Origin of the sequence: Streptomyces sp. NPDC001832, assembly GCF_040297265.1 — a bacterium.
GTDB lineage: Bacteria > Actinomycetota > Actinomycetes > Streptomycetales > Streptomycetaceae > Streptomyces.
Window position 1 is genome coordinate 34,147 of the sequence record NZ_JBEOYU010000015.1, and the last position, 23,529, is coordinate 57,675.

Below are 23,529 nucleotides of genomic sequence, written 5' to 3' on the forward strand. Positions count from 1 at the left end.
CACCCTCTTCACGACTGCCGTCGCGCGTCTCCTAATGTGGGCCGAAGTGACTTCCTTCGACTCCTCCCCCACCCTCACCGCATGGCGCGCGCTGCTCGCCGTCGCGGTTGTGTTCGTGATGCTGGCGACCACTGGCTGGACCGCTGTACGTCATCCACCCTCCGACGAGCCACGTGCCGTCGCACTCGCCTCCTGGGCACGGGGCCACGTAGCGGGTCATGCGCTGCCGGACGCCGACGCGTCGCCGCACCGCCTGGCGCAGTTCTTCGCCGCGCTGACGGCCGCTCAGCGCACCCGTCTTGCCGACAAGTACCCCTTGGTCGTGGGCAATCTGAACGGCGCCCCGGTCACCCTGCGCTACCACGCCAACCGGCGGGCCCTGGCTCAGGCGCGGACGGTCGAGCGGCAGCGCATGCATGACGCGAGGCTCTCCCCCGAGGGCCGCGCCGAGGCGCTCCGCCGGATGAACCGCTTCCAGTCGATGCTCGCCGAGGGTCGGCACATCCTCGCCTTCGACCCGTCCGGAAAGGGCCGCGCCGCAGAAGTGTTCGGTGATCTCGACCGGGCCGAGCGGGTCTCCGTGATCGTCCCCGGCGTCGACACCAACCTGCTGACGCTGGAGCGGCCCGCCCCCAAGGTGAATACCGCCCCGGTCGGCATGGCGAAGTCGCTGTACGCGGCGGAACGCGCCGCGCGGCCCGGCACCCGTACCGCCGTCATCGCCTGGGCCGACTACACCACGCCCGCCGGAGTCGGTATGGACGCGGCCCTGGGAAACCTCGCCAAGCGCGGGGCGGTGCGGCTGAAGGCGCTGGTGGGCGCACTGCCCGGCGGCGCCCAGGTCTCGCTGTTCTGCCACAGCTACGGCTCGGTGCTGTGCGGGGTCGCCGCACATGAACTGCCCTCCAGGGTCGCCGACATCGCGGTCGCGGGCAGCCCCGGCATGCGGGTGGAGAACGCGGGGCAGCTGCGCACCGGGGCCAGGGTGTGGGCGATGCGGGACGACGACGACTGGATCGCGGACGTACCGAACCTGGAGCTCGGCGGTCTCGGGCACGGCGCCGATCCGGTCGACCCCGGCTTCGGCGCCCGCGTCGTCTCGGCGGGTGGTGCGGTCGGGCACAGCGGCTATTTCGAGCCGGGCACCGAGAGCCTCAGCAATTTCGCCGCGATCGGTGTGGGGGCCTACGGCTCGGTGAGCTGTGCGAGATCCGGCAGCGCCTGCAACGACGAAGTCACCGGCAGCCAGAGAGTCTGACGGGGCGGCGGGCCGGTGGCGGCCGCAAATCGGGACTTACGCCAAGGGGGGACGTGCGGGCAAATGCCGCATACGATGAGGCACATGGGTGATGTGCTGGCCGGAATTCATGCCACCTGGGAGTTCGACACCGACTCCGTACTCATCCGCTTCGAACGGGGGATACGCACGCCGAAGCTCTTCCAGAGCCTGCGTGAGCGCCGCGTCCCGCACGCGGCGCTGTCGGCGGTGACGCTGACCCCCGGCAAGCGGGGCACGGTGGTCCTGCACGCGGTGCCGAGACCCGGTGCCGACCCGTTACTGGAGGCTGCGGCCGGGCAGCTGAAGGACGGCTGCGATCCGTACCGGCTGGTGCTCCCCGCCGAGCGCGAGACACTCGCCGAGTACTACGCGGACGAACTGCGTGCCCTGCTCGGTCCCGACGCCGCGGAGTCCACCGACCGGTTCCTGGTCGCGGCCCCCGAGGCGCCGATGCGGTTCAAGGCGTACGACGGCCGGGCCAGCTTCGACGGGGACCGGATCTCCTTCCGCTGGTTCTGGACGGGCGCCTCCACGGCGAAGTGGAAGGCAGGCGACCAGACGTTCCCGGTGACGGAGCTGAGCGGCGTCGAGTGGCGCTCGCCGGAGGCCTTCGACGGCTATCTGCGGCTGCTGCCGAGGGGCCTGGAGGGTGTGGCTCCGGGGCCCGGCCCTGGTACCGGCACCGGCATGGCTGCGGAGCCGGTCACGGGGACCGGTACAGGCACGGCGCAGAGCGCACAGCAGATGGCATCCCGCCCCACCCGGGCCGATCAGGACCCGGCCGCAGTGATCTTCGGCCTCGGCTATGGCCCGGTGCACGAGTCGCTGCCGTTCGCCGCGGCCGTACTGGAGTCCGTCCGCAGGAAGCAGCCGACCACCGCCGCGCCGGCCGCCGTACCGGCAGGCGTGGGGCGGCGCGATCCCGCGGACATCGCGGAGCGGATCCGGCACCTCGGGGAGCTGCACCAGGCGGGTCTGGTGACGGACGATGAATTCAGTGCGAAGAAGGCCCAACTGCTCGCCGAGCTGTAGGCGCTGGGGGGCGGGGCGCGGGGCGGCAGTCGGGAGTCGAAGCGCAAGCCGGGAGCGCCGGGCGCGCGCTGGGGGTCGGAGCGCGGGCTGGGAGTCGGAGCGCGCGAGCCGGAGGTCGCGGTCCGGCCCGCGCGGGCCCGGGGCAGGGGTCGGTTCGTACGGTAGTACTCCCGTACGAGAACGACTGCGGTGGACCGGAACCCCGGTATGACGCCACCTGACGGCCCGCTGCCTACGCTGGTCCAGCCATGTCCACTTCCCCACCGCCCACGCCACCCCAGACACCTCCACCGCCGCCCGTCGACGGCCTGGTGAGCGCCGCCCGGCGCAATCTGCGCGAGATTGCTCACAGGCTCTCTCACCCGTCCCATCCCGCGACACCCCTCCTGGCGGACGCACCGAAGCGGTGGCAGCGGCTGCTGCCGTACGCCGTCGTCATCGCCCTCGTCGCGACCTTCGTCCCGGTCACGATCAATGTCCTGACCGACCAGTACGGCGTGAACGGAGGGCTGGCGGGAGCCCTGGCCGTCGCGCAGGCGGTGCCGCTCCTGATGCTGGCGCACCGGCCTTTGCAGGCCTGGTGGATCGTCTTCCCGGCCGACATCCTGGGGGCGGCGGCGCTGCTCGGATATCCGGTCGGCGCGTACGAGATCTGGCCGTGGCCCCCGCCCACCCTGATCGGCTACCTCTTCCTGCTGCTCGCGCTGGCCCTGCGCGAGACCCGGCGGACCCTGGCCGCGGTCTGGGTGGCGACGGGCGCGGCGAGCCTGATCCTGCACCTGATCTCGCCGGAGCGTAGCAACGGCAGCGCACTGCTGCTCGTGATCCTCGGCGCGGTGGTCCTGGTGATCGGCGCGGCGGTACGGGAACGGGGCGACGCACAGCGTCGGCTCACCGAACAGGAGACCATCAGCGAGGCCGAACGGGCGCAGCGGACGCTGTTGGAGGAGCGCACCAGGATCGCCCGTGAGCTGCACGACGTGGTCGCGCACCACATGTCCGTGATCACGGTCCAGGCCGATTCCGCGCCCTACCGGATCAGCGGGCTGCCTCAGGAGGCGTGCGAGGAGTTCAGTGCGATCGCGGCGAGCGCGCGGGAGTCCCTTGCGGAGATGCGGCGGCTGCTGTCGGTGCTGCGCAGCGAGGACATGGAGGGCGAGCGGGCGCCGCAGCCGGGGATCGACCGGGTGCAGCAGCTGGTGGAGGTGACGGTACGGGCGGGGCTGCCGACCGAACTGTCACTGGCCGCCGATATGCCGGACGTACCGCAGGCGGTGGATCTGTCGGCGTACCGGATCGTGCAGGAGGCCCTGGCGAACGTGGTCCGGCACGCGCCGGGTGCGCGGACGCGGGTTTCGGTCACGTCCGACGGTGAATACCTGACCGTGCTGGTGGTCAACGACCGGGCGGAGCAGCCTGGTTCGCCGCTGGAGGCGACCGGGACCGGGCACGGCCTGGTCGGGATGCGCGAACGCGTACGGTTGACGGGCGGCACGCTGGACACCGGACCGCTGCCCGACGGCGGCTTCCGGGTGGCCGCGCGGCTGCCCCTGGCTCCCGTTCCGCCCCCGACCTCGGAGGATTCTTGACCATCCGCGTGATCATCGTCGACGACCAGGCCATGGTGCGGGCGGGGTTCGCGGCACTGCTCGCGGCACAGAGCGACATCGACGTGGTCGGTGAGGCGCCGGACGGGCGGCAGGCCATCGACGTCAGCCGGAGGATCCACCCGGACGTGGTCCTGATGGATGTCCGGATGCCCGAGATGGACGGCCTGGCGGCGGCCCGCGAGCTGCTGAACCCTCCGGCGGGGGTGGTACACCTGCCCAAGGTGCTGATGCTCACCACGTTCGACGTGGACGACTACGTGTACGAGGCGCTGCGCGCCGGGGCGTCCGGCTTCCTGCTGAAGGACGCACCGCCGGCGGATCTGATCTCGGCGGTACGGGTGGTCGCGGCGGGTGAGGCGCTGCTGGCGCCGTCCGTGACGCGGCGTCTGATCGCGGACTTCGCCCGGCAGGGGCCGTCCGGGGCCACCCGGAGCGGGCAGGCACTGCGGCTGAACGGGCTGACTCCGCGCGAGACGGAAGTGCTTGAGCTGATCGCGCGGGGGCTGTCCAACCAGGAGATCGCGGGGCGGCTGGTGCTGGCCGAGCAGACGGTGAAGACGCACATCGGGCGGGTGCTGGCGAAGCTGGATCTGCGGGATCGCGCACAGGCGGTGATCTTCGCGTACGAGGCGGGGGTCGTGGTGCCGGGCGAGGGTTAGCGGGGGCCAGCGGGGGTTTTCCCTCACCCGGCAGTCCCCCCTACACTCCCTACCCCGGTAGCACTCCCCATTTGGCCCCCTGGTCCGACGCACCCGGACCCACCCTCTTCCTACCTTCCTCCCTGTCGCGCGGAACGGCGTGCGGGAGCCGGATCAGCCGGAGAGGGAGGGCGGGATGCGCCGTTACGCAAGGACTCTGGTCGCGGTCGCACTGGCGACCACCGTGGTGGCGGGGACTGCCGGCTGGGTGTCCGGAAACGCGCAGCGGGCCCTGACCGGGCCACCCCCCGGCACCGCGGCCTGGCGCTCGGATCATGCGCTGGGTCGGGAGCTGCCCGACCCTGAGAGCACCACGCCTGCCGAAGTGCACCGTTTCTTCCGGGGGTTGACCGCCGCTCAGCAACAGGCCCTGGTCGTACGGCATCCGCTCGTCGTCGGCAATCTGGACGGTGTACCCGTCGAACTGCGCTACCAGGCCAACGCCCGTTCCCTGCACGCCAGTCATGACCCCAGGTACGCCCATCTCGCCAGAGCGGGAGCCGGGAACGGGCACCGGCAGATCCTCGCCTTCGACCCGCGCGGACGCGGCCAAGTCGTTGAGGTCTTCGGTGACTTGATCACCGCACGCCATGTGGCGGTCGTGGTGCCGGGTTCGGACATCGACGCCGGAACCTTCGATCGTACGAACGATGTGTACGGCACTCCGGCAGGCATGGCGAAGGCCCTGTACGCGCGCACCGGACGCGGGAGCGCCGTCGTCGCCTGGGCCGGGTACACCACCCCAGTGGGCGTCGGGATCGATGCCGCGACGGGCTCGCTCGCCGAGACGGGGGCCGACCGGCTGACCCGGTTCGCGGACGGACTGGCCGCCGAAGGCGTGCCCGCCCCCGCCGTGTTCTGCCACAGCTACGGATCCGTCGTGTGCGGCCTCGCCGCACCCCGACTGCGCGCCACGGACCTGGTCGTTCTCGGCTCGCCCGGGATGCGCGCCGACAACGTCGCGGATCTGCACACCACCGCCCGGGTCTGGGCCGCCAAGGACGCCACGGACTGGATCGACGACGTGCCGAACGTCGAGGTGGCCGGCCTCGGCCACGGCCCCGACCCGACGGGCCCGGAATTCGGCGCACGCCGTGTGCCGGCCCGCAGGGCCCACGGCCACACCGGCTACTTCGCCCCCGGTACGGACTCGCTCCGCGCCTTCGCCTCGATCACGGAGGGGGAAGCGCGATGAGCTTCACCGTCCTTAGAGAACGTTCGCCGGCACCACAACCTCCCGCGACCACTACTCGCGTGCGGAGGACGTCGAGCTCATGTCCGGATACCGGTCCCCCGCCACCTGCCCCGCGATCGGCTCCAGCAGCGCCAGTTCCTGGTCCGTCAGCGTGAGCCGGGTGGCGGCCACGTTCTCCAGCAGCCGGCTGCTCTTGCGGGTGCCCGGGATCGGCACCACGGTCAGCCCGTGCACCTGGGCCCGCTGCTGCACCCAGGCGAGCGCCACCTGCGCGGCCGAAGCGCCGTGCGCCGCCGCGATCTTGTGGACGGGCTCCAGCAGGGCGGCGTTCGTCTTCGCGTTGTCGCCGGTGAAGCGCGGCTGGAACTGGCGGAAGTCGCCCTTCGACAGGTCCTTGGCCGCGTCCGTGAACGCCCCGGTCAGGAAGCCCCGGCCGAGCGGCGAGTACGGCACGAGGGTCACCCCGAGCTCCACGGCGGCGGGCACGGCGCTGCGTTCGACGTCCCGGCTGAAGAGCGACCATTCCGACTGGAGGGCGGCGATCGGATGCACGGCGTACGCCTCGCGCAGCTCCGCGCCGGTCACCTCGCTCAGCCCGAGCTGCTTGACCTTGCCCTGCCGCACCAGCTCGGCCATCGCGCCGACGGACTCGGCCAGCGGGACGGCCGGGTCGCGGCGGTGCATGTAGTAGAGGTCGATGACGTCGGTGTTCAGCCGGCGAAGGCTGTCCTCGACGGCCCGGCGGATGTACGCGGGGTCGTTGCGCACGCCCCGGTAGTGCGGGTCGTCGTCCCTGCGCTCGATGGCGAACTTCGTGGCGAGCGTGATCTCGTCCCGGTGCGCCCCGACGAACGGGGCGAGGAACTTCTCGTTGGCACCGAGACCGTAGACGTCGGCGGTGTCGAAGAGGGTGACGCCCGCCGCCAGCGCCGTCTCCAGCGTCTCGCGGGCGGCGGACTCATCGGTGTCCCCGTAGAACTCGCTGATGCCCATGCAGCCGAGTCCCTGCACACCGACCTGCGGGCCGTCGTTGCCGAGCTCCACCGTGGCGATCTTGTTGTCAGTCATCAGGCACAGGGCCTTTCCGGTGCCCGTCGGGCACTCGCATAGAAGTCGATCTTGTGATCGAGGACGGCGAGGGTGTCCTGGAGCTCCGCGATCCGCGTCTTCACGTCGCGGCGGGTCGCCTCCAGCAGCTCCTGCCGTTCCTCGAAGGTGTGCTCGCCCTCGCGCAGCAGCTCCGCGTACCGGACCATGTCGGCGACCGGCATCCCGGTCAGCCTCAGCTTGCCGACGAAGGCCAGCCAGTCCAGGTCACGGTTGGTGAAGCGGCGCTGACCGGTGTGCGACCGGTCGACGTGCGGCATCAGCCCGATCCGCTCGTACCAGCGCAGGGTGTGCGCAGTGAGCCCGGTGAAGGCGGCGACCTCGCTGATGGTGTAGCGGTCCTGGCCCTCGGGGCGCGGATGCGCCCTGGGTGCCGCTGTGCATGTGTCCGTCTCTGCGGAAGTGCTCTCCATCACCGTCACGACCTCCACGCTAGAACCTTGGAGTGCACTCGAAGCAAGCGCAAGCGGGGAGGGAATTTCGGCGGCCGGTCCGACCACGCTCCGAACCGTTCTCGATACCTTCCGATCCGGTGACGGCACCGCCGGCGACGCGCGTCAGACCTCAGACCCCGGCCGGTCGACCCGGTACAGGTAGTGGATCCAGTCATCGACCGGGTTGTCCGGCTCCAGGTTTCCGACGCCGGTCCGGCGCAGCCCGGCCTTCTCCAGCGCCCTCCACGAAGCACGGTTGGCTGCGACCACCGGGACGACAATGCACGACGAGACCGGGTGCTCGGTCCACGTTCGCTCAATGACTGAGCGGATCATCGCTGTCCCGATGCCCTGGCCGATCTGCTGGGGGTCGCCGATCAGGTAGTCGATGGTCATCGCGCCGTCGGGTACAGAGACGATGGCCGCCAGTTGGGCCAGGTACTCTGGGTAGTCGCACAGGCGTGAGCGCTGTAGCAGACCAACCGGACAGCCATCGAGGAATGCGAGGAGATCTTCTGATGGCTCCTCCCCTCGGGCGACGGGGCCGAAGTCGCGCGCCACCGCTTCGGTTGTCGTCTCGTGATTCCACCAACGCTTCACATGGGGCTGCTGCAGCCACTTCCGTAGCAGAGGGAAGTCCTGCTCCTCGACCCGACGCCACGTGATCACCATAGGGCCGCTCCCGGAATACTCTGCCGCGCCTCCGCACGCTCCCTCAAAGGCTACGTCCGGCGCGGGCCAGCCCCGAGGGGCCGTCTGTCCGGCTCTCGATCTTGCCGGCCGACTGCTCGCCGACGGTGCCCGTTACGCTCGTACGCATGCAGAGCCTGGCGATGATCGACAACTGGCCCGTCCCCACCGCGGCAGCGGCCGTCGTGCGAGCGGACGGCGCCGTCGTCGGTACGCACGGCCCGACCGCGCACCGATTCCCGCTCGCCTCCGTCACCAAGCCGATCGCGGCATACGCGGCGCTCGTGGCGTACGAGGAGGGCGCGGTCGAACTCGACGAGCCGGCCGGGCCCGAGGGGTCCACCGTCCGGCACCTGCTCGCGCACACCAGCGGGCTCGCCTTCGACGAGCACCGGGCGACGGCCGCGCCGGGCGCCCGGCGGCTGTACTCCAACGCGGGCTTCGAGGTGCTCGGCGACCATATAGCCAAGGCCACCGACATCCCGTTCCCGGAGTACGTGCGCCAGGCCGTGCTGGAGCCGCTGGGCATGACATCGACGGCGGTGGACGGCTCCCCCGCCAAGGACGGTGTCTCGACCGTCGACGACCTCATACGGTTCGCGGCGGAGGTGCAGGCGCCACGACTGCTCCACCCGCATACGGTGCTGACCGCGCAGACCGTCGTACACCCCGGCCTGAAGGGCGTGCTGCCGGGCTACGGCCACCAGAACCCCAATGACTGGGGGCTCGGCTTCGAGATCCGGGATCACAAGTCGCCCCACTGGACGGGCGGTTCTTCGTCGCCTGCGACGTTCGGGCACTTCGGGCAGTCCGGGACCTTCCTGTGGATCGACCCGGTGGCGGGGGCGGCGTGCGTCGCGCTCACCGACCGGGCCTTCGGTCCGTGGGCGGTCGAGGTGTGGCCGGCGTTCACGGACGCGGTGCTCGCGGAGCTCGGCTCGGGCCACTGAGCGACGTCACCCGTCGGCCGCTTTCGTGGCCAGGCACTCGAACCACACCGTCTTGCCGGTGCCGTCGCGGCGCGGTTCCGCGCCCCACCGGTCGGTGACGGCATCGACCAGCATCAGCCCTCGCCCTCCCTCGTCGAGGGCATCGCCCGCGACCACGTGGGGCAGCTCCGGGCAAGTGTCCGCGACCTCGACGCGCACGCCCCCGTCCGGGAGCAGGAAGATGAGCGTCTGGCAGCGGCGGCCGGGGACGTGCCGTACGACATTGGCGATCAGCTCGGTGAGCGCCAACTCGGCCGCGTCCGCCACGTCGAGAAGACCCCAGCCGGTGAGGTAGAGCCGCAGGATGCGGCGCAGATGCCGGGCCGAATGCTCACCGATCGCGAAGTCGGCGCGGTAGGTCGGCTCCAGCAGGTCGTCGGCCTGCGGATCAATTACGTGATTCATGTCAGCAGAGTGCAGCGACATGACTACGCTCGGCTACGTACGGAAACGAACGCCGTGAGGCGTTGAACGCCGGAGGTGCCCAGCCGTGGCCAACATCCAGACACTCGACCCCAGTGCTTCCCCATTGGACTACTACGGCTGGGAGTTGCGCCGCCAGAGAGAGGCCAACAACCTCAAGCAGGGGCAGCTCGGCGACATCATCTTCTGCACGGGCTCGCTGATCGGCCAGATCGAGACGACGAAGAAGGTCCCCACCCGCGACTTCTCCGAGCGGCTGGACGCGGCGCTCGGCACGGATGGGGTGTTCTCACGGCTGATCGGCCTGGTCCTGCGCAGCCAGCTGCCGACCTGGTTCCAGCCGTACGCGGAGATGGAGTCGTGCGCCGTGTATATCTCCACGTACCAGGCGCAGTTGGTGTACGGGCTGTTGCAGACGGAGGAGTACGCGCGGGCGCTACTCGGTGTCGACCACCCGAGCAAGGTCGATGAGATGGTGGCGGCCCGGCTGGACCGCCAGCGGATCCTGAAGGGCGACAATCCGCCCGCCTTGTGGGTCGTCCTGAGCGAAGCCGCGTTGCTCCAGGAAGTCGGCGGACGTGGTGTCATGCGGGCACAACTGGCACAGCTGTTGGACTTCCGCGACGACCCCTGGGTGCAGATCCAGGTGCTTCCGTTCTCCGTCGGCCAGCACACGGGAATGATGGGGTCGTTCACCCTGCTCAGGTTCGATGACGACCCCGATCTGTTCTACGTGGAGAGCTACGACCAGGGGCACATGACCGCCAATCCCCAAGTGATCAAGGAACGTTCGGTCGGCTACGCTCGCTTGCAAGCCACAGCCCTCTCCCCCGAGGACTCGGCGACACTGATCGCTCGTGTGATGGAGGAACGCTATGGAGACCAGCCGTGAACTGGCCGAAGCACAGTGGCGGAAGTCGTCGTACAGCGGCACCAACGGCGGCGAATGCGTCGAGTGCACCGTCACCGGCGGTGCGGCCTGGCGCAAGTCCAGCTACAGCGGAAACACCGGCGGCGACTGCGTCGAGGTGGCCGACAGCCTGCCCTGCGCCGTTCCCGTGCGCGACAGCAAGAACCCCGACGGCCCCGTCCTGACCATCGGGGCCGACGCCTGGCAGAGCTTCGTGGACGGGCTCCGCTGAGAGGCGCCGCGAAGCCCGAACGGCGAAGGGGGCTCGGGGCGACCGGTGGCCGTCCCGAGCCCCCTTCGCAGATTCTCAGACGAGCGGTTCGATCATGTGGGTCCGGCGCTGGGACCGCGTGGCCGCGTCACCCGACCAGGACGTGCGGTTCGGGTCGAGACCCACACCGTTGGCGAGACCGAGACTGGCGATCACGGCATTGTGCTCGATGCATGCCTGCGTCATCGGAGCGATGAACTGACTCTGCAGCTCCACCTGAGTGACAGCCGCCGCGGCGCTGACCTTCCGCTCGATGAAGTCGTAGACGTGCTCCAGGTGTTCGGACCGGGGTGTAATGGCACCGTCCTCGGTGTAGTTGAGGTCCGGTCCGCTGCTGCCCGGGTCGTCGTTCCTGACCGCCGGTTCGGGGCCGAGGGCGAAGTTGGCGGGTATGTTCTTCAGGGCCTTGGAGACGGCGCCGACCTGGGTGTTGCCCGTTGTGAACGCCGTCGGGGCGTGCGGCGCCAGCGCGGTCACGACGTCGGTCAGCTGGGTCGCGGTGAGGAGCCCGGCAAAACTCTCCAGCAGTGACTTGGGCACGATGTGGTGCAGGGTGTGTACCAGCGCGTTGCCCGGGTTGGCGGTCTTCTCCGCGGCCAGGGCGTTCTTCGTCGGGTTGTTCTTCCAGTCGCCGGCACGCTGGACCGGCGTCTCCACGGTCGGGGACACGCCTGGTCCGGGGGTCTCCCGGTCGCCGGGCGCCCCGGTCCGTACCGGCGAGGACATGACCCGGCGGGCGTTCTGCTCAGCGGCCCGTTCGTACCGGTCCGAAGGGTCGGAGATCCGCAGGCCCGCGCCGTTGTCGGTGCCGGAGACAGCGCCCTGCCTTTGCTGGATGACGTGGGTCAGCTCGTGGGCGAGCGTGTGTTTGTCGCCTCCGCCGGCGCCGACGACGACGTGATGGCCGGAGGTGTAGGCGCGGGCACCGACCTCGGCGGCGGAGGCCCGTGCGGCACTGTCGTCGTGAATGCGTACGTCGGAGAAGTCGGCGCCGAGTCGGGCCTCCATCTCCTCCCGGAGCACGGTGCCCATGGGCTTGCCGCCGGTACGCAGGACGTCTTGGACGGCGGAACGCTGCACGTCGTGCTGGTGCTCCTCGGGCTGTGCCCAGGGGTGCCCCGCCTGCCGGAGCAGCTGGACGACGGCGGCATTGCCGAGGCTGCTCTGCAGGGCGAGCGGTGTACGCGCGGGGATCTCGCTCACGTCCGGGCTCCTCTGCGGCGTACGCGCACGGGCGGAACCAGCGGAACCATGGGTGTGGTCGGATTCGCGTGCGCGCATCAGAAGCCTTCCGGAGGGGTGCACGGGGTGGTGGCCCCTCCATCACTATGCGGACCATGCCGGTGCGAGCCAGGTACACGAGGGCAGGATCGGTCGGCTCGACGGACAGACCCAACTGCCCCGAACCGGGATGCGGTTGCTCGCGCTGGAACACCGCCACCCGGCCGAGCCCGCGCACTGGTACGTAGAGGTGGGACTGACCTGGGCCGACGAGCCGCGATGGGGCATGTGCGGGCGCTGCTAGATTCGTCCGCCATGCGATCACGTGAGTACGACCTCGACTTTCGCGACCGGGCCACGCGGATACGGGCCTGGGGCATCGGTCTGCTGTCCCTCGCCGCGCTGCTGTGGGCCTGGTGCGCCGTACTGCTGCTGACGCCGTACAAGGTGGACAGGGAGCCCGACGACAAGTACCCCGCAGAGTGCCGGTCTCGGCTGTTCACCGAGTACGGCACGGCCAACCAAGGCTTGCAGCGCGGAGATTATTGCGCGGACGAACGCGACTGGCCCGAGGCGGTAGCTGTGCTCGGGCTGTCCCTGCCGGTGTCCATCGTCGGTGTGGCGCTCTTCACCAGCGGCAGTCTGAGCCGCCGGATGAGCGCCCACGCCGAGGCAATGCGCGAGCTGGACAAGTTCACCGACACCCCGAGGGCGTAGCCCGCACGGCCGGGCATCCCGGTCGCACCCCCGTTCTCAGCCGCCGAGCTCCCACAGCAGCACCTCGGTCGGCTCCGCCGCCACCAGGTCCAGCCCCTCCTCGCCGGTGATCCGCACCGAGTCGCCCGCTTCCAGCTCCTCGTCGCCGAGCCGGACCGACCCGGCCACCACATTGACGTACACCCGCGCCGCGTCCGGCACCGCCGCCTGCTCCCCCGCGCCCAGTCGGCGCACGTGCAGCATCGCGTCGGCCGCCGGGAGGGCGTACGGCGTCGAGTCGGCGAGGCTGCGGACGATCGTGTACGAGGGTTCGCCGCCCGGTCCGAGCGGCGCGAGCCACATCTGTATGAACGTCAACGGAAAGTCTCCGTCATTGCGTTCGACGTGGCGCACGCCGGACGCGGCGCTGAGGTGCTGAAGGTCCCCGGCGCGTACGACCGTGGCGTGACCGGTCGAGTCGCGGTGGGTCAGCTCGCCTTCGACGACCCAGGTGACGATCTCCGTGTGGCTGTGCGGGTGTTCGTCGAAGCCCGCGCCGGGCGCCAGCCGCTCCTCGTTGCACGCCAGGATCGCGCCGAAGCGCAGATTGTCCGGGTCGTAGAAGCTGCCGAAGGAGAAGGCGTGCAGCGACTCGATGCCGGCCGCCTCGTCCCCGCCCCTGAAGCGGTCGTCGGAGCGCTGTACGGATATCACCCGTCCACGGTAGCCCGGAGCGGCTCCCTGCGGCCCCCGTGCCGCCGCCCGGCGGCACGGCTCGCGCCCGGGTCATCACCCGACGGTACGACCCGCGGCCGCCCCGGCTCTCCGAGCACGTCGTCCGATGAGGCAGTCTTGTGTTTGTGCCCCGACCCGATCCTGAGCAGCCCGCCGCCAACGCCGCCCACCTGCATGCCGCGACCCTGAAACGCCTCGAACAGTCCTCCGGCCGACTGGCCGCCAACGCGATCGCCCGCATGGACGAGTCGCTGCCGTGGTACCGGGCGATGCCACCGGAGAACCGGTCCTGGATCGGCCTGGTGGCCCAGGCCGGAATCGCGGCGTTCACCGAGTGGTTCCGGCATCCGGAGACCCCGCAGGCCATCTCCACCGATGTGTTCGGTACGGCTCCGCGTGAGCTGACCCGGGCCATCACCCTGCGGCAGACCGTGGAGATGGTGCGTACGACGATCGAGGTCATGGAGGCCGCGATCGAGGACGTTGCCGCGCCCGGTGACGAGTCGGTGCTGCGGGAGGCGCTGCTCGTCTACGCGCGGGAGATCGCCTTCGCGACCGCCCAGGTGTACGCGCAGGCCGCCGAGGCCCGCGGCGCCTGGGATGCCCGGCTGGAATCGCTCGTGGTGAACGCCGTGCTGTCCGGTGAGGCCGACGAGGGCGCCGTGTCCCGGGCCGCCGCGCTCGGCTGGAACTCCCCCGAACATGTCTGTGTGGTGCTCGGTACGGCCCCGGACGGCGACAGCGAACTGACCGTGGAGGCGATCCGGCGGGCCGCCCGGCACGCCAAGCTCCAGGTCCTGACCGGGGTGCTCGGCAATCGGCTGGTCGTCATCGCGGGCGGCAGCAACAACCCGCTGCATGTCGCGAAGGCGCTGATCGGCCCGTACGCGGCAGGTCCCGTCGTTGCCGGGCCCGTGGTGCCCGACCTGCTGGCGGCCACCCGGTCCGCGCAGGCGGCGGCCGCCGGGCTCAAGGCGTGCAGTGCCTGGCAGGACGCCCCGCGACCGGTGCTGGCCGACGATCTGCTGCCGGAGCGCGCGATGGCGGGCGACCCTGCCGCGCGGGACCAATTGGTGGAGGAGATCTACAGACCGCTGGAAGAAGCGGGTTCTGCACTCCTGGAGACGCTGAGTGTGTATCTGGAGCAGGCGAGCAGCTTGGAAGGCGCGGCCAGGATGCTCTTCGTCCACCCCAACACCGTGCGCTACCGGCTCCGACGTGTGACTGACGTCACCGGGTGGTCGCCTTCCGATGTCCGCTCGGCGTTCACTCTGCGAATCGCCCTGATCCTGGGGCGCTTGGCCGCCGGAGATCCTCAGTCCTAGACTTTTGTCGGACGTCAACAATTCCCCATACGGTTCTTCGTCCCTGTCCCCACGGGTGTTCGGGACCGTTCACAAGAGAGAGTGTGAGGGTGCTCGTACTCGTCGCTCCCGGCCAAGGCGCTCAGACGCCTGGCTTCTTGACTCCCTGGCTCGACCTCCCTGGTGCCACCGACCGCATCGCGGCCTGGTCCGACGCCATCGGGCTCGACCTCGCCCACTACGGCACCAAGGCCGACGCGGAGGAGATCCGCGACACCGCGGTGGCGCAGCCGCTGCTGGTCGCCGCGGGTCTGCTGTCCGCCGCCGCACTCGACGCTTCGCCCGATGTCGTCGCAGGTCACAGCGTCGGTGAGATCACTGCAGCGGCTTTCGCCGGAGTCATCGGCGATGAGGCCGCACTGCGTCTCGTACGTACCCGTGGGCTCGCCATGGCCGACGCCGCGGCGGTCACCGAGACCGGCATGGCTGCGCTGCTCGGCGGCGACCCGGAGGTGACGGTCCCGCACCTGGAGAAGCTCGGACTGACCCCGGCGAACGTCAACGGGGGCGGTCAGATCGTCGCCGCCGGCACTGCCGCGCAGATCACCGCTCTGACCGAGGACATGCCCGAGGGCGTGCGCCGTGTGGTGCCGCTCAAGGTCGCCGGTGCCTTCCACACGCACCACATGGCACCCGCCGTCGACCGGCTGCGCGAGGCCGCCGTGGCGCTGAAGATCGCCGACCCGACCGTGACCTACGTCTCGAATGCCGACGGGAAGCCCGTTGCCATCGGCGACGAGGTCATCTCGCGGCTGGTCGGCCAGGTGGCCAACCCGGTCCGCTGGGACCTGTGCATGGAGACCTTCAAGGAGATGGGCGTCACGGCTCTCATCGAGGCATGCCCCGGCGGCACCCTCACGGGTCTCGCCAAGCGCGCACTGCCCGGTGTGCAGACCCTCGCGCTCAAGACCCCCGACGACCTCGACGCGGCCCGCGCGCTCATCACCGAGCACGCAGGTGCCTAAGGAGCCCGAGAGCATGTCGAAGATCAAGCCCAGCCAGGGCGCCCCGTACGCACGCATCATGGGTGTCGGTGGCTACCGTCCGACCCGTGTCGTGCCCAACGAGGTGATCCTCGAGACGATCGACTCGTCCGACGAGTGGATCCGCTCGCGCTCCGGCATCGCAACTCGCCACTGGGCCTGTGAGGACGAGACCGTGGCCGCGATGTCCGTGGAGGCGTCCGGGAAGGCCATCGCGGATGCCGGGATCAGGCCCGAGCAGATCGGCGCCGTGATCGTCTCCACCGTCTCGCACTTCAAGCAGACCCCGGCCATCGCGACCGAGATCGCCCACAAGGTCGGCGCCGGCAAGCCCGCCGCCTTCGACATCTCGGCCGGCTGCGCGGGCTTCGGCTACGGACTGACCCTTGCCAAGGGCATGATCGTCGAGGGTTCGGCGGAGTACGTTCTCGTCATCGGCGTGGAGCGGCTCAGCGACCTCACCGACAAGGAGGACCGCGCGACGGCCTTCCTCTTCGGCGACGGCGCCGGCGCGGTCGTCGTCGGCCCCTCCAAGGTGCCGGCCATAGGCCCGACCATCTGGGGCTCCGAGGGCGACAAGTCCGAGACGATCAAGCAGACCGTGGCGTGGGACGAGTTCCATGCCGAGCGCCCGGAGAAGTTTCCGGCCATTACTCAGGAGGGCCAGGCGGTCTTCCGCTGGGCCGTCTTCGAGATGGCGAAGGTCGCCCAGCAGGCGCTGGACGCGGCCGGGATCGCCCCGGAAGACCTGGACGTCTTCATTCCGCACCAGGCCAACATGCGGATCATCGACTCGATGGTGAAGACCCTGAAGCTGCCGGAGAACGTCACGGTCGCCCGTGACGTGGAGACCACCGGCAACACCTCCGCCGCCTCGATTCCGCTCGCTATGGAGCGGCTTCTGGCGACCGGTCAGGCGAAGAGCGGCGACACCGCGCTCGTCATCGGCTTCGGGGCGGGTCTCGTCTACGCCGCGACGGTCGTTACCCTCCCCTAGGCACACCAGGCCATTCGGCCCGGACGTCCGAACCCTGCAGACAAACATCGAAGGAGCGCCAACATGGCCGCCACTCAGGAAGCGATCGTCAACGGTCTCGCCGAGATCGTCAACGAGATCGCCGGTATCCCGGTCGAGGACGTCCAGCTGGACAAGTCCTTCACCGACGACCTGGATGTCGACTCGCTGTCCATGGTCGAGGTCGTCGTCGCCGCCGAGGAGCGCTTCGACGTCAAGATCCCCGACGAGGACGTCAAGAACCTCAAGACGGTTGGCGACGCTGCCGAGTACATCCTCAAGCACCAGGCCTGATCAGGCCGGCTCTGTGTCGCCACCCGGCGGTGGCGCCGCTGATTCACGACCCCCTACACGTGGAGAAGATTTTCCAGTGAACTCGACCAATCGCACCGTGGTCGTCACCGGTATCGGCGCAACCACTCCGCTGGGTGGCGACTCGGCGTCGACCTGGGAAGGTTTGATGGCCGGTCGTTCCGGCGTCAAGCCTCTCGAGGGCGACCGTTTCGCTGAACTGCCCGTCCGGATCGCCGCAGTCGCGGCCGTCGACCCGGGCGATGTCCTGCCCCGCCCGCTCGCCCGCAAGCTGGACCGCTCTGCGCAGCTCGCGCTGATCGCGGCCCGCGAGGCGTGGGCGGACGCCGGCTTCACCGGCAAGGCCGGTGAGGACGACACGGTCCAGCCCGAGCGGCTGGGCTCGGTCATCGCCTCCGGTATCGGCGGCGTGATCACCCTGCTCGACCAGTACGACGTGCTCAAGGAGAAGGGCGTACGGCGCGTCTCCCCGCACACAGTGCCCATGCTCATGCCGAACGGTCCGGCGGCCAACGTCGGCCTGGAGGTCAACGCCCAGGCCGGTGTGCACACTCCGGTCTCCGCCTGCGCCTCGGGCGCCGAGGCGATCGGGTACGCCGTCGAGATGATCCGCACCGGCCGTGCCGATGTGGTCCTTGCCGGTGGCACCGAGGCGGCGATCCACCCGCTGCCGATCGCCGCGTTCGCCAACATGATGGCGATGTCCAAGCACAACGAGGAGCCCGAGAAGGCCTCCCGTCCGTACGACACGGGCCGTGACGGCTTCGTCCTCGGCGAGGGTGCCGGGGTCGTCGTCCTGGAGTCCGCGGAGCACGCCGCCGCGCGGGGTGCCAAGGTCTACTGCGAGGTGCTGGGCCAGGGGCTGTCCGCGGACGCCCACCACATCGCGCAGCCCGAGCCGACCGGTCGTGGCATCGCCGCCGCGCTGCAGAACCTGCTGGACCAGACGGATCTCAAGCCGTCCGAGGTCGTGCACCTCAACGCGCACGCCACGTCGACGCCGCAGGGCGATGTCGCGGAGCTGAAGGCTCTGCGCAAGGTTCTGGGCGACGATCTCGACCATGTCGCGATCTCCGCGACGAAGTCGATGACCGGTCACCTCCTCGGCGGCGCGGGCGGCGTCGAGACCGTCGCGACGGTCCTGGCGCTGCATCACCGGATGGCTCCGCCGACGATCAACGTGGAGCAGCTCGACGAGGCGGTGGAGGCGGACATCGTGCGCGACGAGCCGCGACCGCTGCCGCAGGGGTCGATCTCCGCGATCAACAACTCGTTCGGGTTCGGCGGTCACAACGTGGTCCTGGCGTTCCGCAGCGTCTGACCTGCGGTCCGCGGCCTGGTACGACGAAGCCCGCCTCTCTCGACTGGAGAGGCGGGCTTCGTCCGTCACGTTTCGGGGGGCTCTGCGCCCGGAACCCCGGTCCGGGCCGCCGGAGGGGCTGGATTCCGCGCCCCTCACACCACCTGGTGCAGCCACCGCACCGGCGCGCCTTCTCCTGCGTGGCGGAAGGATTCCAGTTCGTCGTCCCACGGCTTGCCGAGCAGCTTGGCGATCTCGGCCTCCAGGTCGGTCTCGCCCCGCACGGACCGCGCCAGTGCCGCCCGCAACCGGTCCTCGGGCACCAGGATGTCGCCGTGCATGCCGGTGACGGCGTGGAAGATGCCCAGTCCGGGCGTGGAGCTGTAGCGCTCGCCCTCCGACGTGGCACTCGGCTCAGCCGTCACCTCGAAGCGCAGCAGATCCCAGCCGCGTAGCGCGGAGGCCAGCTTCGACGCCGTTCCGGGCTTGGCCTGCCAGGAGAACTCCGACCGCCAAGTACCGGGCGCGGCCGGCTGTCTGATCCAGTCCAGCTGGACCCGCACACCGAGGACACCCGCCACTGCCCATTCGACATGGGGGCAGAGCGCGCGCGGTGCGGAGTGAACGTAAAGAACTCCACGTGTCGTCACCGGGACCTCCAGTGTGGGACGAAGTTCGCCTTTCCCAGCGGCCTCGCGCCCGTACCGTCTCTTCTCGGCCGGTTCCCGAGGTTGTCATCAGTAAACAGCATCGGGGTGAATCTCCTGAAAAGGGACAGTATGTGACGTGATGTGATTTTCGGAATGCCACCCGAGTGGAGCCGGGTGAGGGGAAGCACCGCTGGTTCGACGAGGAAAAACTACCGCGCGGCGGCGTCCGAGGTGTGACGTACCGTCGGTCCGGGGCCCATCATTCGCACAGCTTTCACCCTGCGGGGCGCCCGGGCCTTCCGACCGGTGCCACGAGAGGTTGCCGGGGGCATAACCGAGGGGAGCCAAGGGATGCGGGATCGTTCTGCCCGCCGCCGTTCGCGTACCGTGGCCGCCATTCTGACGGCCGTCTCGTTGCTCGGCACGGCCGCTCTGACCGGCTGCGACGTCGGCGGGGACGGGACGACGAAGGAGGCGGCGGCCGGAAAGCGTCGGCCGCCCGCCCCGGTCTGGGACCGCACCCCGGAGTCGGTGGCCGCCGTCGGTGACTCCATCACCCGCGGTTTCGACGCCTGCTCGGTGCTGGCGGACTGCCCGGAGGTGTCCTGGGCGACCGGCACGGACAGCGAGGTGCGCAGCCTCGCCGTGCGGCTGCTCGGTGAGTCGAAGGTCGCCGAGCGCAGCTGGAACCATGCCGAGACGGGGGCCCGGATCGCGCAGCTGCCGGAGCAGATGGCGTCGGCCGCGAAGGAGAAGCCGGATCTGGTGACGGTGATGATCGGCGCCAATGACGCCTGCCGGGACTCGGCAGAGCTCATGACGCCGGTGGCGGATTTCCGGGCGTCATTCGAGGCGTCGATGCGTCAGTTGCGGGCCGCGGCACCGAAGGCGCAGGTGTACGTGTCTAGCGTGCCGGATCTCAAGCGGCTCTGGTCGACGGGGCGCGGCAATGCGCTGGGCAAGCAGATCTGGAAGCTGGGGATCTGTCAGTCGATGCTGGGGGACGCGGACGACATGAGTGCGCGCGCCGTGGCCCGGCGCACCTCGGTGCAGGAGCGGGTCGTGGCGTACAACGACGTGCTGCAAAAGGTCTGTGCGAAGGATCGGCGCTGTCGTTACGACGGCGGGGCGGTCTTCGACTACCGGTTCACCGGCAAGCAGCTCAGTCAGTGGGACTGGTTCCATCCGGGGCGGAACGGGCAGGCGCGGCTGGCGGAGATCGCGTACCGCAATGTCACCTCGGCCCGGCCTCCGGCGTAGGGCCCGTGATCACCGCTGACGGCAGGAACGGCGTGAAGGGAGCCCCGGAGCGGGGTCAGGCACCGCGCCGGGGCTCTCCCGTACCGGGGGCCGCTACTCCTTGATGTCCACGGCCGCCGTCAGGCGTACGTCACCGAGCGAGCGGGCTGCCTGCACCTCGTACGTGCCGGGGACGAGGGTCCAGTCGTACGCCGTCTCGTCCCAGATCTCGTACGTGCGCCGCTCCAGCGGAATCACCGCCTCGACGCTCTCGCCGGGCGCCGCCTCGACCCGTGCGAAGCCGGCCAGCCAGCGGACCGGGCGTTCGGCGGTGTCGTCCTGGGGCGCCAGGTAGAGCTGGATCGTCTCGGCACCGGGCCGGGTGCCGGTGTTGCGGAGGCGGACGGTGGCGGTGTCGGGGCCGGCCACCAGGCTCTCGTACTCCCAGGTGGTGTAGCCGAGTCCGTGGCCGAAGGGGTACGCGGGCGCGGTGCCGGCCTTCTCCCAGGCCCGGTAGCCGACGAAGACGCCCTCCTCGTAGTGGAGTTCGCCGCCGGTGGGGGTGGTGGAGGAGACGGGGACGTCGGCGAGCGCGACCGGCCAGGTGGTGGGGAGGCGGCCGCCCGGTTCCTCTGCGCCGAGCAGGACGTCGGCAAGGGCGTCGCCGGCCTCCTGGCCGGGGAACCAGCTGAGCAGGACCGCGGCGACCTCGTCGCGCCACGGAAGCTCCACCGGGGAGCCGGAGTTGACGATCACGACGGTGTTCGGGTTGGCGGCGGCGACGGCCCTGACGAGGTCGTCCTGGTGGCCGGGGAGCTTCAGGTCCGTGCGGTCGAAGCCCTCGGACTCGACGCGTTCGGTGGTGCCGACGACGACGATCGCGGTGTCCGCGGTACGGGCCGACTCGACGGCCTCGGCGATCAGCTCCTGGGGGTCGCGGCGCGGGCCGAGGTGGCAGAAGGAGAACGAGACGCCGGGGATCGGCTCGTCGTCGCCCAGGGTGTCGGGGATCAGCCGCAGGGAGACCTCGACGGGTTCGCCCGCGGCGAGGACCTTCCGGCCGCGCTCCACGGGGTTGCCGAAGAATGCCTCGCCGGGGTCGTCCGAGCCGGTGACCCGGTGGACCTCGTCGTACAGGGTCTCGCCTGCGACCGTGAGGGTGAACCCTCCGGTGCCGCGGGTGCCGAAGATGTGCTCGCCGTCGTTGCGCGGGACGAAGGTGCCGGTGATCTCGACGCTGTGCAGCGTCTCGCGGGTGACGCCCTCGGGAAGGTCGTTGCCGATCCACTGGACGGTGCCGCTGTGCAGCGGGGCCGAGCCGATGACGGTGCCGGAGGCGTCGTAACAGACGGCCCTGAACTCGAAGCCCTTCTCGGCGGGGGTGAGTTCGTTGTTCGGGTCGGCGCCGACGCGGTAGTCGAGGACGCCCTCGGGGAGGGCGGCGGTGAGGCCGTCCAGCGGCGAGACGATGTGATGCGGGAAGACCTGGGCCGAGCCGCCGCCGAGGACCCGGGCATCCCGGGCGAGCGCCCCGCTGAGTGCGATCTTGCGGACGGCGGCCGGGGCGATGGGGAGCGCGGCGCGTTCATTGCGTACGAGGACGAAGGAGCGGCGGGCGATCTCGCGGGCCAGTGCGTCACCGTCGGCGGTCTCGGGGTATTCGGCCTCGTCGACGACGGGCGGGGCACCGTCCAGGATGCCGACACGGGCGGCCAGCCGCAGCACGTTGCGTACGGCCCCGTCGACGACGGACTCCTCGACCTCCCCGGCCCGTACGGCGTCGGCGAGCGCCTTCCCGTACACGGTCCTGGGGCCCGGCATGGCGACGTCAAGGCCGCCGTTGACGGCGGCGACGGTGGAACGGGCGGCCAGCCAGTCGGAGACGATGTAGCCGTCGAATCCCCATTCGCCGCGCAGCACCGCGTTCTGCAGATAGCGGTGCTCGGTCATGGTGGAGCCGTTGACCTGGTTGTACGCGGCCATGATGCCCCACGGGTGGGCGTTCTTGACGATCCGTTCGAACGGGGCGAGGTAGATCTCGCGCAGGGTGCGCGGGGCGACGATGTTGTCGACGGTGAAGCGGTCGGTCTCGGCGTCGTTGGCGACGAAGTGCTTGACGGTCGTACCGACGCCTCCGTCCTGCACGCCCCGCACATAGCCGGTGCCGATCTCGCCGGTGAGGTACGGGTCCTCGCTGTACGTCTCGAAGTGGCGCCCGCCGAGCGGGGAACGGTGGAGGTTCACGGTCGGGGCGAGGAGGACGTGCACCCCCTTGCGGCGGGCCTCCTGGGCCAGCAGCCGGCCGGCCCGGCGGGCCAGGGCCGGGTCCCAGGTCGCGGCGAGCGCGGTGGGCGAGGGCAGTGCGACTGACGGGTCGTCGGCGGTCCAGGCGACCCCGCGGACGCCGATCGGACCGTCGGACATCACCAGGGAGCGCAGCCCGACGGCGGGCAGCCCGGGCAGCGTCCACATGTCCTGGCCGGCCAGCAGCCGCGCCTTGTCGTCGATCCCCAGTGCGGCCAGCGCCGCGTCGACCGCGGCCTCGCGGGCCGCATCGGGGTTGGTGGATGTGAACGCGCCTGCCACGGCCGTACCTCCTCGTCGATTCTGCACTGAATGTCTCCATACTGACTCCATTACCAGTAGAGCAGTAGCTTTCGTTATCATTCTGTAATTCAAAGGGATGGCGTACGGTCCTCGGGGCGGGACCGTACGAACGCATTGAAAGGGGCCGGGAGATGGTGCGGGCCAGAAGCGCGGAACGGCGGGCGGAGATTCTCCGCGCCACTCTCGAAGTGATCGCCGAGCGCGGCTGTCGCGGCGCCTCTCTGAGCGCTGTCGCCGAGCGGGTCGGTCTCAGCCAGCAGGGGCTGCTGCACTACTTCCCGACCAAGGAGGCGCTGCTCGTCGCCGTATTGGAGGAGCGCGACCAGTGGGACACGGGCGGCGGCACCCGGAGCGACGGCACGTGGCGGATCGATCTGCTGACCTCGCTCGTCGAGTACAACGCGATGCGGCCGGGCATCGTCCAGACGTTCTCGGCGCTGCTCGGCGAGAGTGTGACGGAGGGTCATCCCGCGCGGGAGTTCTTCACCCGCCGCTACACGCAGGTCCGGGCGAGCATGGCGGCGATGCTGCGCGCGGAGTACGGTGAGCGGCTGCCGGGCGGCCTGACTCCGGAACGCGCGGCGCCGCTGCTGGTGGCGACCATGGACGGGCTCCAGTACCAATGGTTGCTGGACCCGGATTCGGTGGACATGTCGGCGGCCTTCCAGGACTTTCTGGCGTTGTTGCAGTCGGCGCAATCGGCTGCCCCCGAGGACCCTCGATCATGACATGACCCGCGAGGGCACCTGTACGACGAGAGCGACGAGCC

The 23,529-nt window shown here is 70.2% G+C and carries 24 protein-coding genes; 16 read left to right on the top strand and 8 right to left on the bottom strand.

The features are described from left to right. Nucleotides 1–46 precede the first annotated feature (46 nt). The 5 genes from ABT115_RS14715 to ABT115_RS14735 all read left to right on the top strand — a co-directional run bounded on the left by ABT115_RS14715 (nt 47) and on the right by ABT115_RS14735 (nt 5,814). Complete coding sequence (locus ABT115_RS14715; RefSeq protein WP_351788662.1) at nt 47–1,258, top strand: alpha/beta hydrolase; 1,212 nt, start codon at nt 47–49, stop codon at nt 1,256–1,258. Between the two features lie 84 nt (nt 1,259–1,342). Beyond that, nucleotides 1,343–2,311: a DUF4429 domain-containing protein gene (locus ABT115_RS14720; RefSeq protein ID WP_351788665.1), complete on the top strand. Its 969-nt coding sequence runs from the start codon at nt 1,343–1,345 to the stop codon at nt 2,309–2,311. A gap of 248 nt (nt 2,312–2,559) precedes the next feature. After that, nucleotides 2,560–3,900, top strand: coding sequence for a sensor histidine kinase (locus ABT115_RS14725; RefSeq protein ID WP_351788668.1), 1,341 nt, complete (start codon nt 2,560–2,562; stop codon nt 3,898–3,900). Next, nucleotides 3,897–4,580: a response regulator gene (locus ABT115_RS14730; RefSeq protein WP_351788671.1), complete on the top strand. Its 684-nt coding sequence runs from the start codon at nt 3,897–3,899 to the stop codon at nt 4,578–4,580. The genes ABT115_RS14725 and ABT115_RS14730 overlap by 4 nt, the downstream gene beginning before the upstream one ends. A 175-nt stretch (nt 4,581–4,755) precedes the next feature. Beyond that, on the top strand, nt 4,756–5,814 hold the full coding sequence (locus ABT115_RS14735; protein WP_351788674.1) for an alpha/beta hydrolase: 1,059 nt from the start codon (nt 4,756–4,758) through the stop codon (nt 5,812–5,814). A gap of 51 nt (nt 5,815–5,865) precedes the next feature. Here ABT115_RS14735 and ABT115_RS14740 read toward each other — a convergent pair whose 3' ends face one another. The 3 genes from ABT115_RS14740 to ABT115_RS14750 form a co-directional block, all read right to left on the bottom strand. Then, a complete protein-coding gene (locus ABT115_RS14740) occupies nt 5,866–6,882 on the bottom strand; it encodes an aldo/keto reductase (RefSeq protein WP_351788676.1) in 1,017 nt (338 codons plus the stop codon). Beyond that, nucleotides 6,882–7,343, bottom strand: coding sequence for a MerR family transcriptional regulator (locus ABT115_RS14745; protein WP_502969096.1), 462 nt, complete (start codon nt 7,341–7,343; stop codon nt 6,882–6,884). The genes ABT115_RS14740 and ABT115_RS14745 overlap by 1 nt, the downstream gene beginning before the upstream one ends. A gap of 135 nt (nt 7,344–7,478) precedes the next feature. Then, nucleotides 7,479–8,027, bottom strand: coding sequence for a GNAT family N-acetyltransferase (locus ABT115_RS14750; RefSeq protein WP_351788679.1), 549 nt, complete (start codon nt 8,025–8,027; stop codon nt 7,479–7,481). Between the two features lie 146 nt (nt 8,028–8,173). On the opposite strand from ABT115_RS14750, the gene ABT115_RS14755 reads away from it, so the two are divergent. Beyond that, on the top strand, nt 8,174–8,995 hold the full coding sequence (locus ABT115_RS14755; RefSeq protein ID WP_351788681.1) for a serine hydrolase domain-containing protein: 822 nt from the start codon (nt 8,174–8,176) through the stop codon (nt 8,993–8,995). A gap of 6 nt (nt 8,996–9,001) precedes the next feature. On the opposite strand, the gene ABT115_RS14760 is transcribed toward ABT115_RS14755, so the two are convergent. Continuing rightward, on the bottom strand, nt 9,002–9,439 hold the full coding sequence (locus tag ABT115_RS14760) for an ATP-binding protein (RefSeq protein WP_351788684.1): 438 nt from the start codon (nt 9,437–9,439) through the stop codon (nt 9,002–9,004). 85 nt (nt 9,440–9,524) lie between these two features. Between ABT115_RS14760 and ABT115_RS14765 the strand changes: the two genes are divergently transcribed. Both ABT115_RS14765 and ABT115_RS14770 read left to right on the top strand, forming a co-directional pair. Further along, complete coding sequence (locus tag ABT115_RS14765) at nt 9,525–10,349, top strand: helix-turn-helix domain-containing protein (RefSeq protein ID WP_351788686.1); 825 nt, start codon at nt 9,525–9,527, stop codon at nt 10,347–10,349. Next, nucleotides 10,333–10,599 (top strand): DUF397 domain-containing protein, encoded by a 267-nt coding sequence (locus ABT115_RS14770; protein ID WP_351788688.1) that lies wholly within the window; start codon nt 10,333–10,335, stop codon nt 10,597–10,599. Before ABT115_RS14765 ends, ABT115_RS14770 begins: the two co-directional genes overlap by 17 nt. Nucleotides 10,600–10,674: 75 nt before the next feature. On the opposite strand, the gene ABT115_RS30880 is transcribed toward ABT115_RS14770, so the two are convergent. Next, nucleotides 10,675–11,841 carry an eCIS core domain-containing protein gene (locus ABT115_RS30880; protein WP_502969092.1) on the bottom strand — a complete coding sequence of 389 codons (1,167 nt, stop codon included), beginning with the start codon at nt 11,839–11,841 and terminating at the stop codon, nt 10,675–10,677. 333 nt (nt 11,842–12,174) lie between these two features. Here ABT115_RS30880 and ABT115_RS14780 point away from each other — a divergent pair, with 333 nt between their 5' ends. Further along, nucleotides 12,175–12,576: a hypothetical protein gene (locus ABT115_RS14780; RefSeq protein ID WP_351788691.1), complete on the top strand. Its 402-nt coding sequence runs from the start codon at nt 12,175–12,177 to the stop codon at nt 12,574–12,576. Between the two features lie 36 nt (nt 12,577–12,612). Here the strand turns inward: ABT115_RS14780 and ABT115_RS14785 are convergent, their stop codons facing one another. Continuing rightward, nucleotides 12,613–13,269: a pirin family protein gene (locus ABT115_RS14785; RefSeq protein ID WP_351788694.1), complete on the bottom strand. Its 657-nt coding sequence runs from the start codon at nt 13,267–13,269 to the stop codon at nt 12,613–12,615. 146 nt (nt 13,270–13,415) lie between these two features. Here ABT115_RS14785 and ABT115_RS14790 point away from each other — a divergent pair, with 146 nt between their 5' ends. The 5 genes from ABT115_RS14790 to fabF all read left to right on the top strand — a co-directional run bounded on the left by ABT115_RS14790 (nt 13,416) and on the right by fabF (nt 18,285). Continuing rightward, nucleotides 13,416–14,615, top strand: coding sequence for a PucR family transcriptional regulator (locus ABT115_RS14790; protein ID WP_351788697.1), 1,200 nt, complete (start codon nt 13,416–13,418; stop codon nt 14,613–14,615). A gap of 89 nt (nt 14,616–14,704) precedes the next feature. Further along, nucleotides 14,705–15,619, top strand: coding sequence for an ACP S-malonyltransferase (locus ABT115_RS14795; protein ID WP_351788699.1), 915 nt, complete (start codon nt 14,705–14,707; stop codon nt 15,617–15,619). Nucleotides 15,620–15,632: 13 nt separating this feature from the next. Next, entirely contained in the window at nt 15,633–16,634 is a 1,002-nt protein-coding gene (locus ABT115_RS14800) for a ketoacyl-ACP synthase III (RefSeq protein ID WP_351788701.1), read from the top strand. 63 nt (nt 16,635–16,697) lie between these two features. Next, nucleotides 16,698–16,946 (top strand): acyl carrier protein, encoded by a 249-nt coding sequence (locus ABT115_RS14805; RefSeq protein WP_351788704.1) that lies wholly within the window; start codon nt 16,698–16,700, stop codon nt 16,944–16,946. A 76-nt stretch (nt 16,947–17,022) separates the two neighbouring features. Further along, nucleotides 17,023–18,285, top strand: coding sequence for a beta-ketoacyl-ACP synthase II (gene fabF, locus ABT115_RS14810; RefSeq protein ID WP_351788706.1), 1,263 nt, complete (start codon nt 17,023–17,025; stop codon nt 18,283–18,285). 134 nt (nt 18,286–18,419) lie between these two features. Here the strand turns inward: fabF and ABT115_RS14815 are convergent, their stop codons facing one another. After that, complete coding sequence (locus ABT115_RS14815) at nt 18,420–18,914, bottom strand: DUF3145 domain-containing protein (protein WP_351788709.1); 495 nt, start codon at nt 18,912–18,914, stop codon at nt 18,420–18,422. A 351-nt stretch (nt 18,915–19,265) separates the two neighbouring features. Between ABT115_RS14815 and ABT115_RS14820 the strand changes: the two genes are divergently transcribed. Next, the gene (locus ABT115_RS14820) at nt 19,266–20,174 is read left to right on the top strand and encodes an SGNH/GDSL hydrolase family protein (RefSeq protein ID WP_351788711.1); all 909 of its coding nucleotides are present in this window, start codon (nt 19,266–19,268) and stop codon (nt 20,172–20,174) included. A gap of 93 nt (nt 20,175–20,267) precedes the next feature. Here the strand turns inward: ABT115_RS14820 and ABT115_RS14825 are convergent, their stop codons facing one another. Next, a complete protein-coding gene (locus ABT115_RS14825) occupies nt 20,268–22,739 on the bottom strand; it encodes a glycoside hydrolase family 3 protein (RefSeq protein WP_351788714.1) in 2,472 nt (823 codons plus the stop codon). A gap of 152 nt (nt 22,740–22,891) precedes the next feature. On the opposite strand from ABT115_RS14825, the gene ABT115_RS14830 reads away from it, so the two are divergent. Beyond that, nucleotides 22,892–23,488 (top strand): TetR/AcrR family transcriptional regulator, encoded by a 597-nt coding sequence (locus ABT115_RS14830; protein WP_351788717.1) that lies wholly within the window; start codon nt 22,892–22,894, stop codon nt 23,486–23,488. The last annotated feature ends 41 nt before the right edge of the window (nt 23,489–23,529 follow it).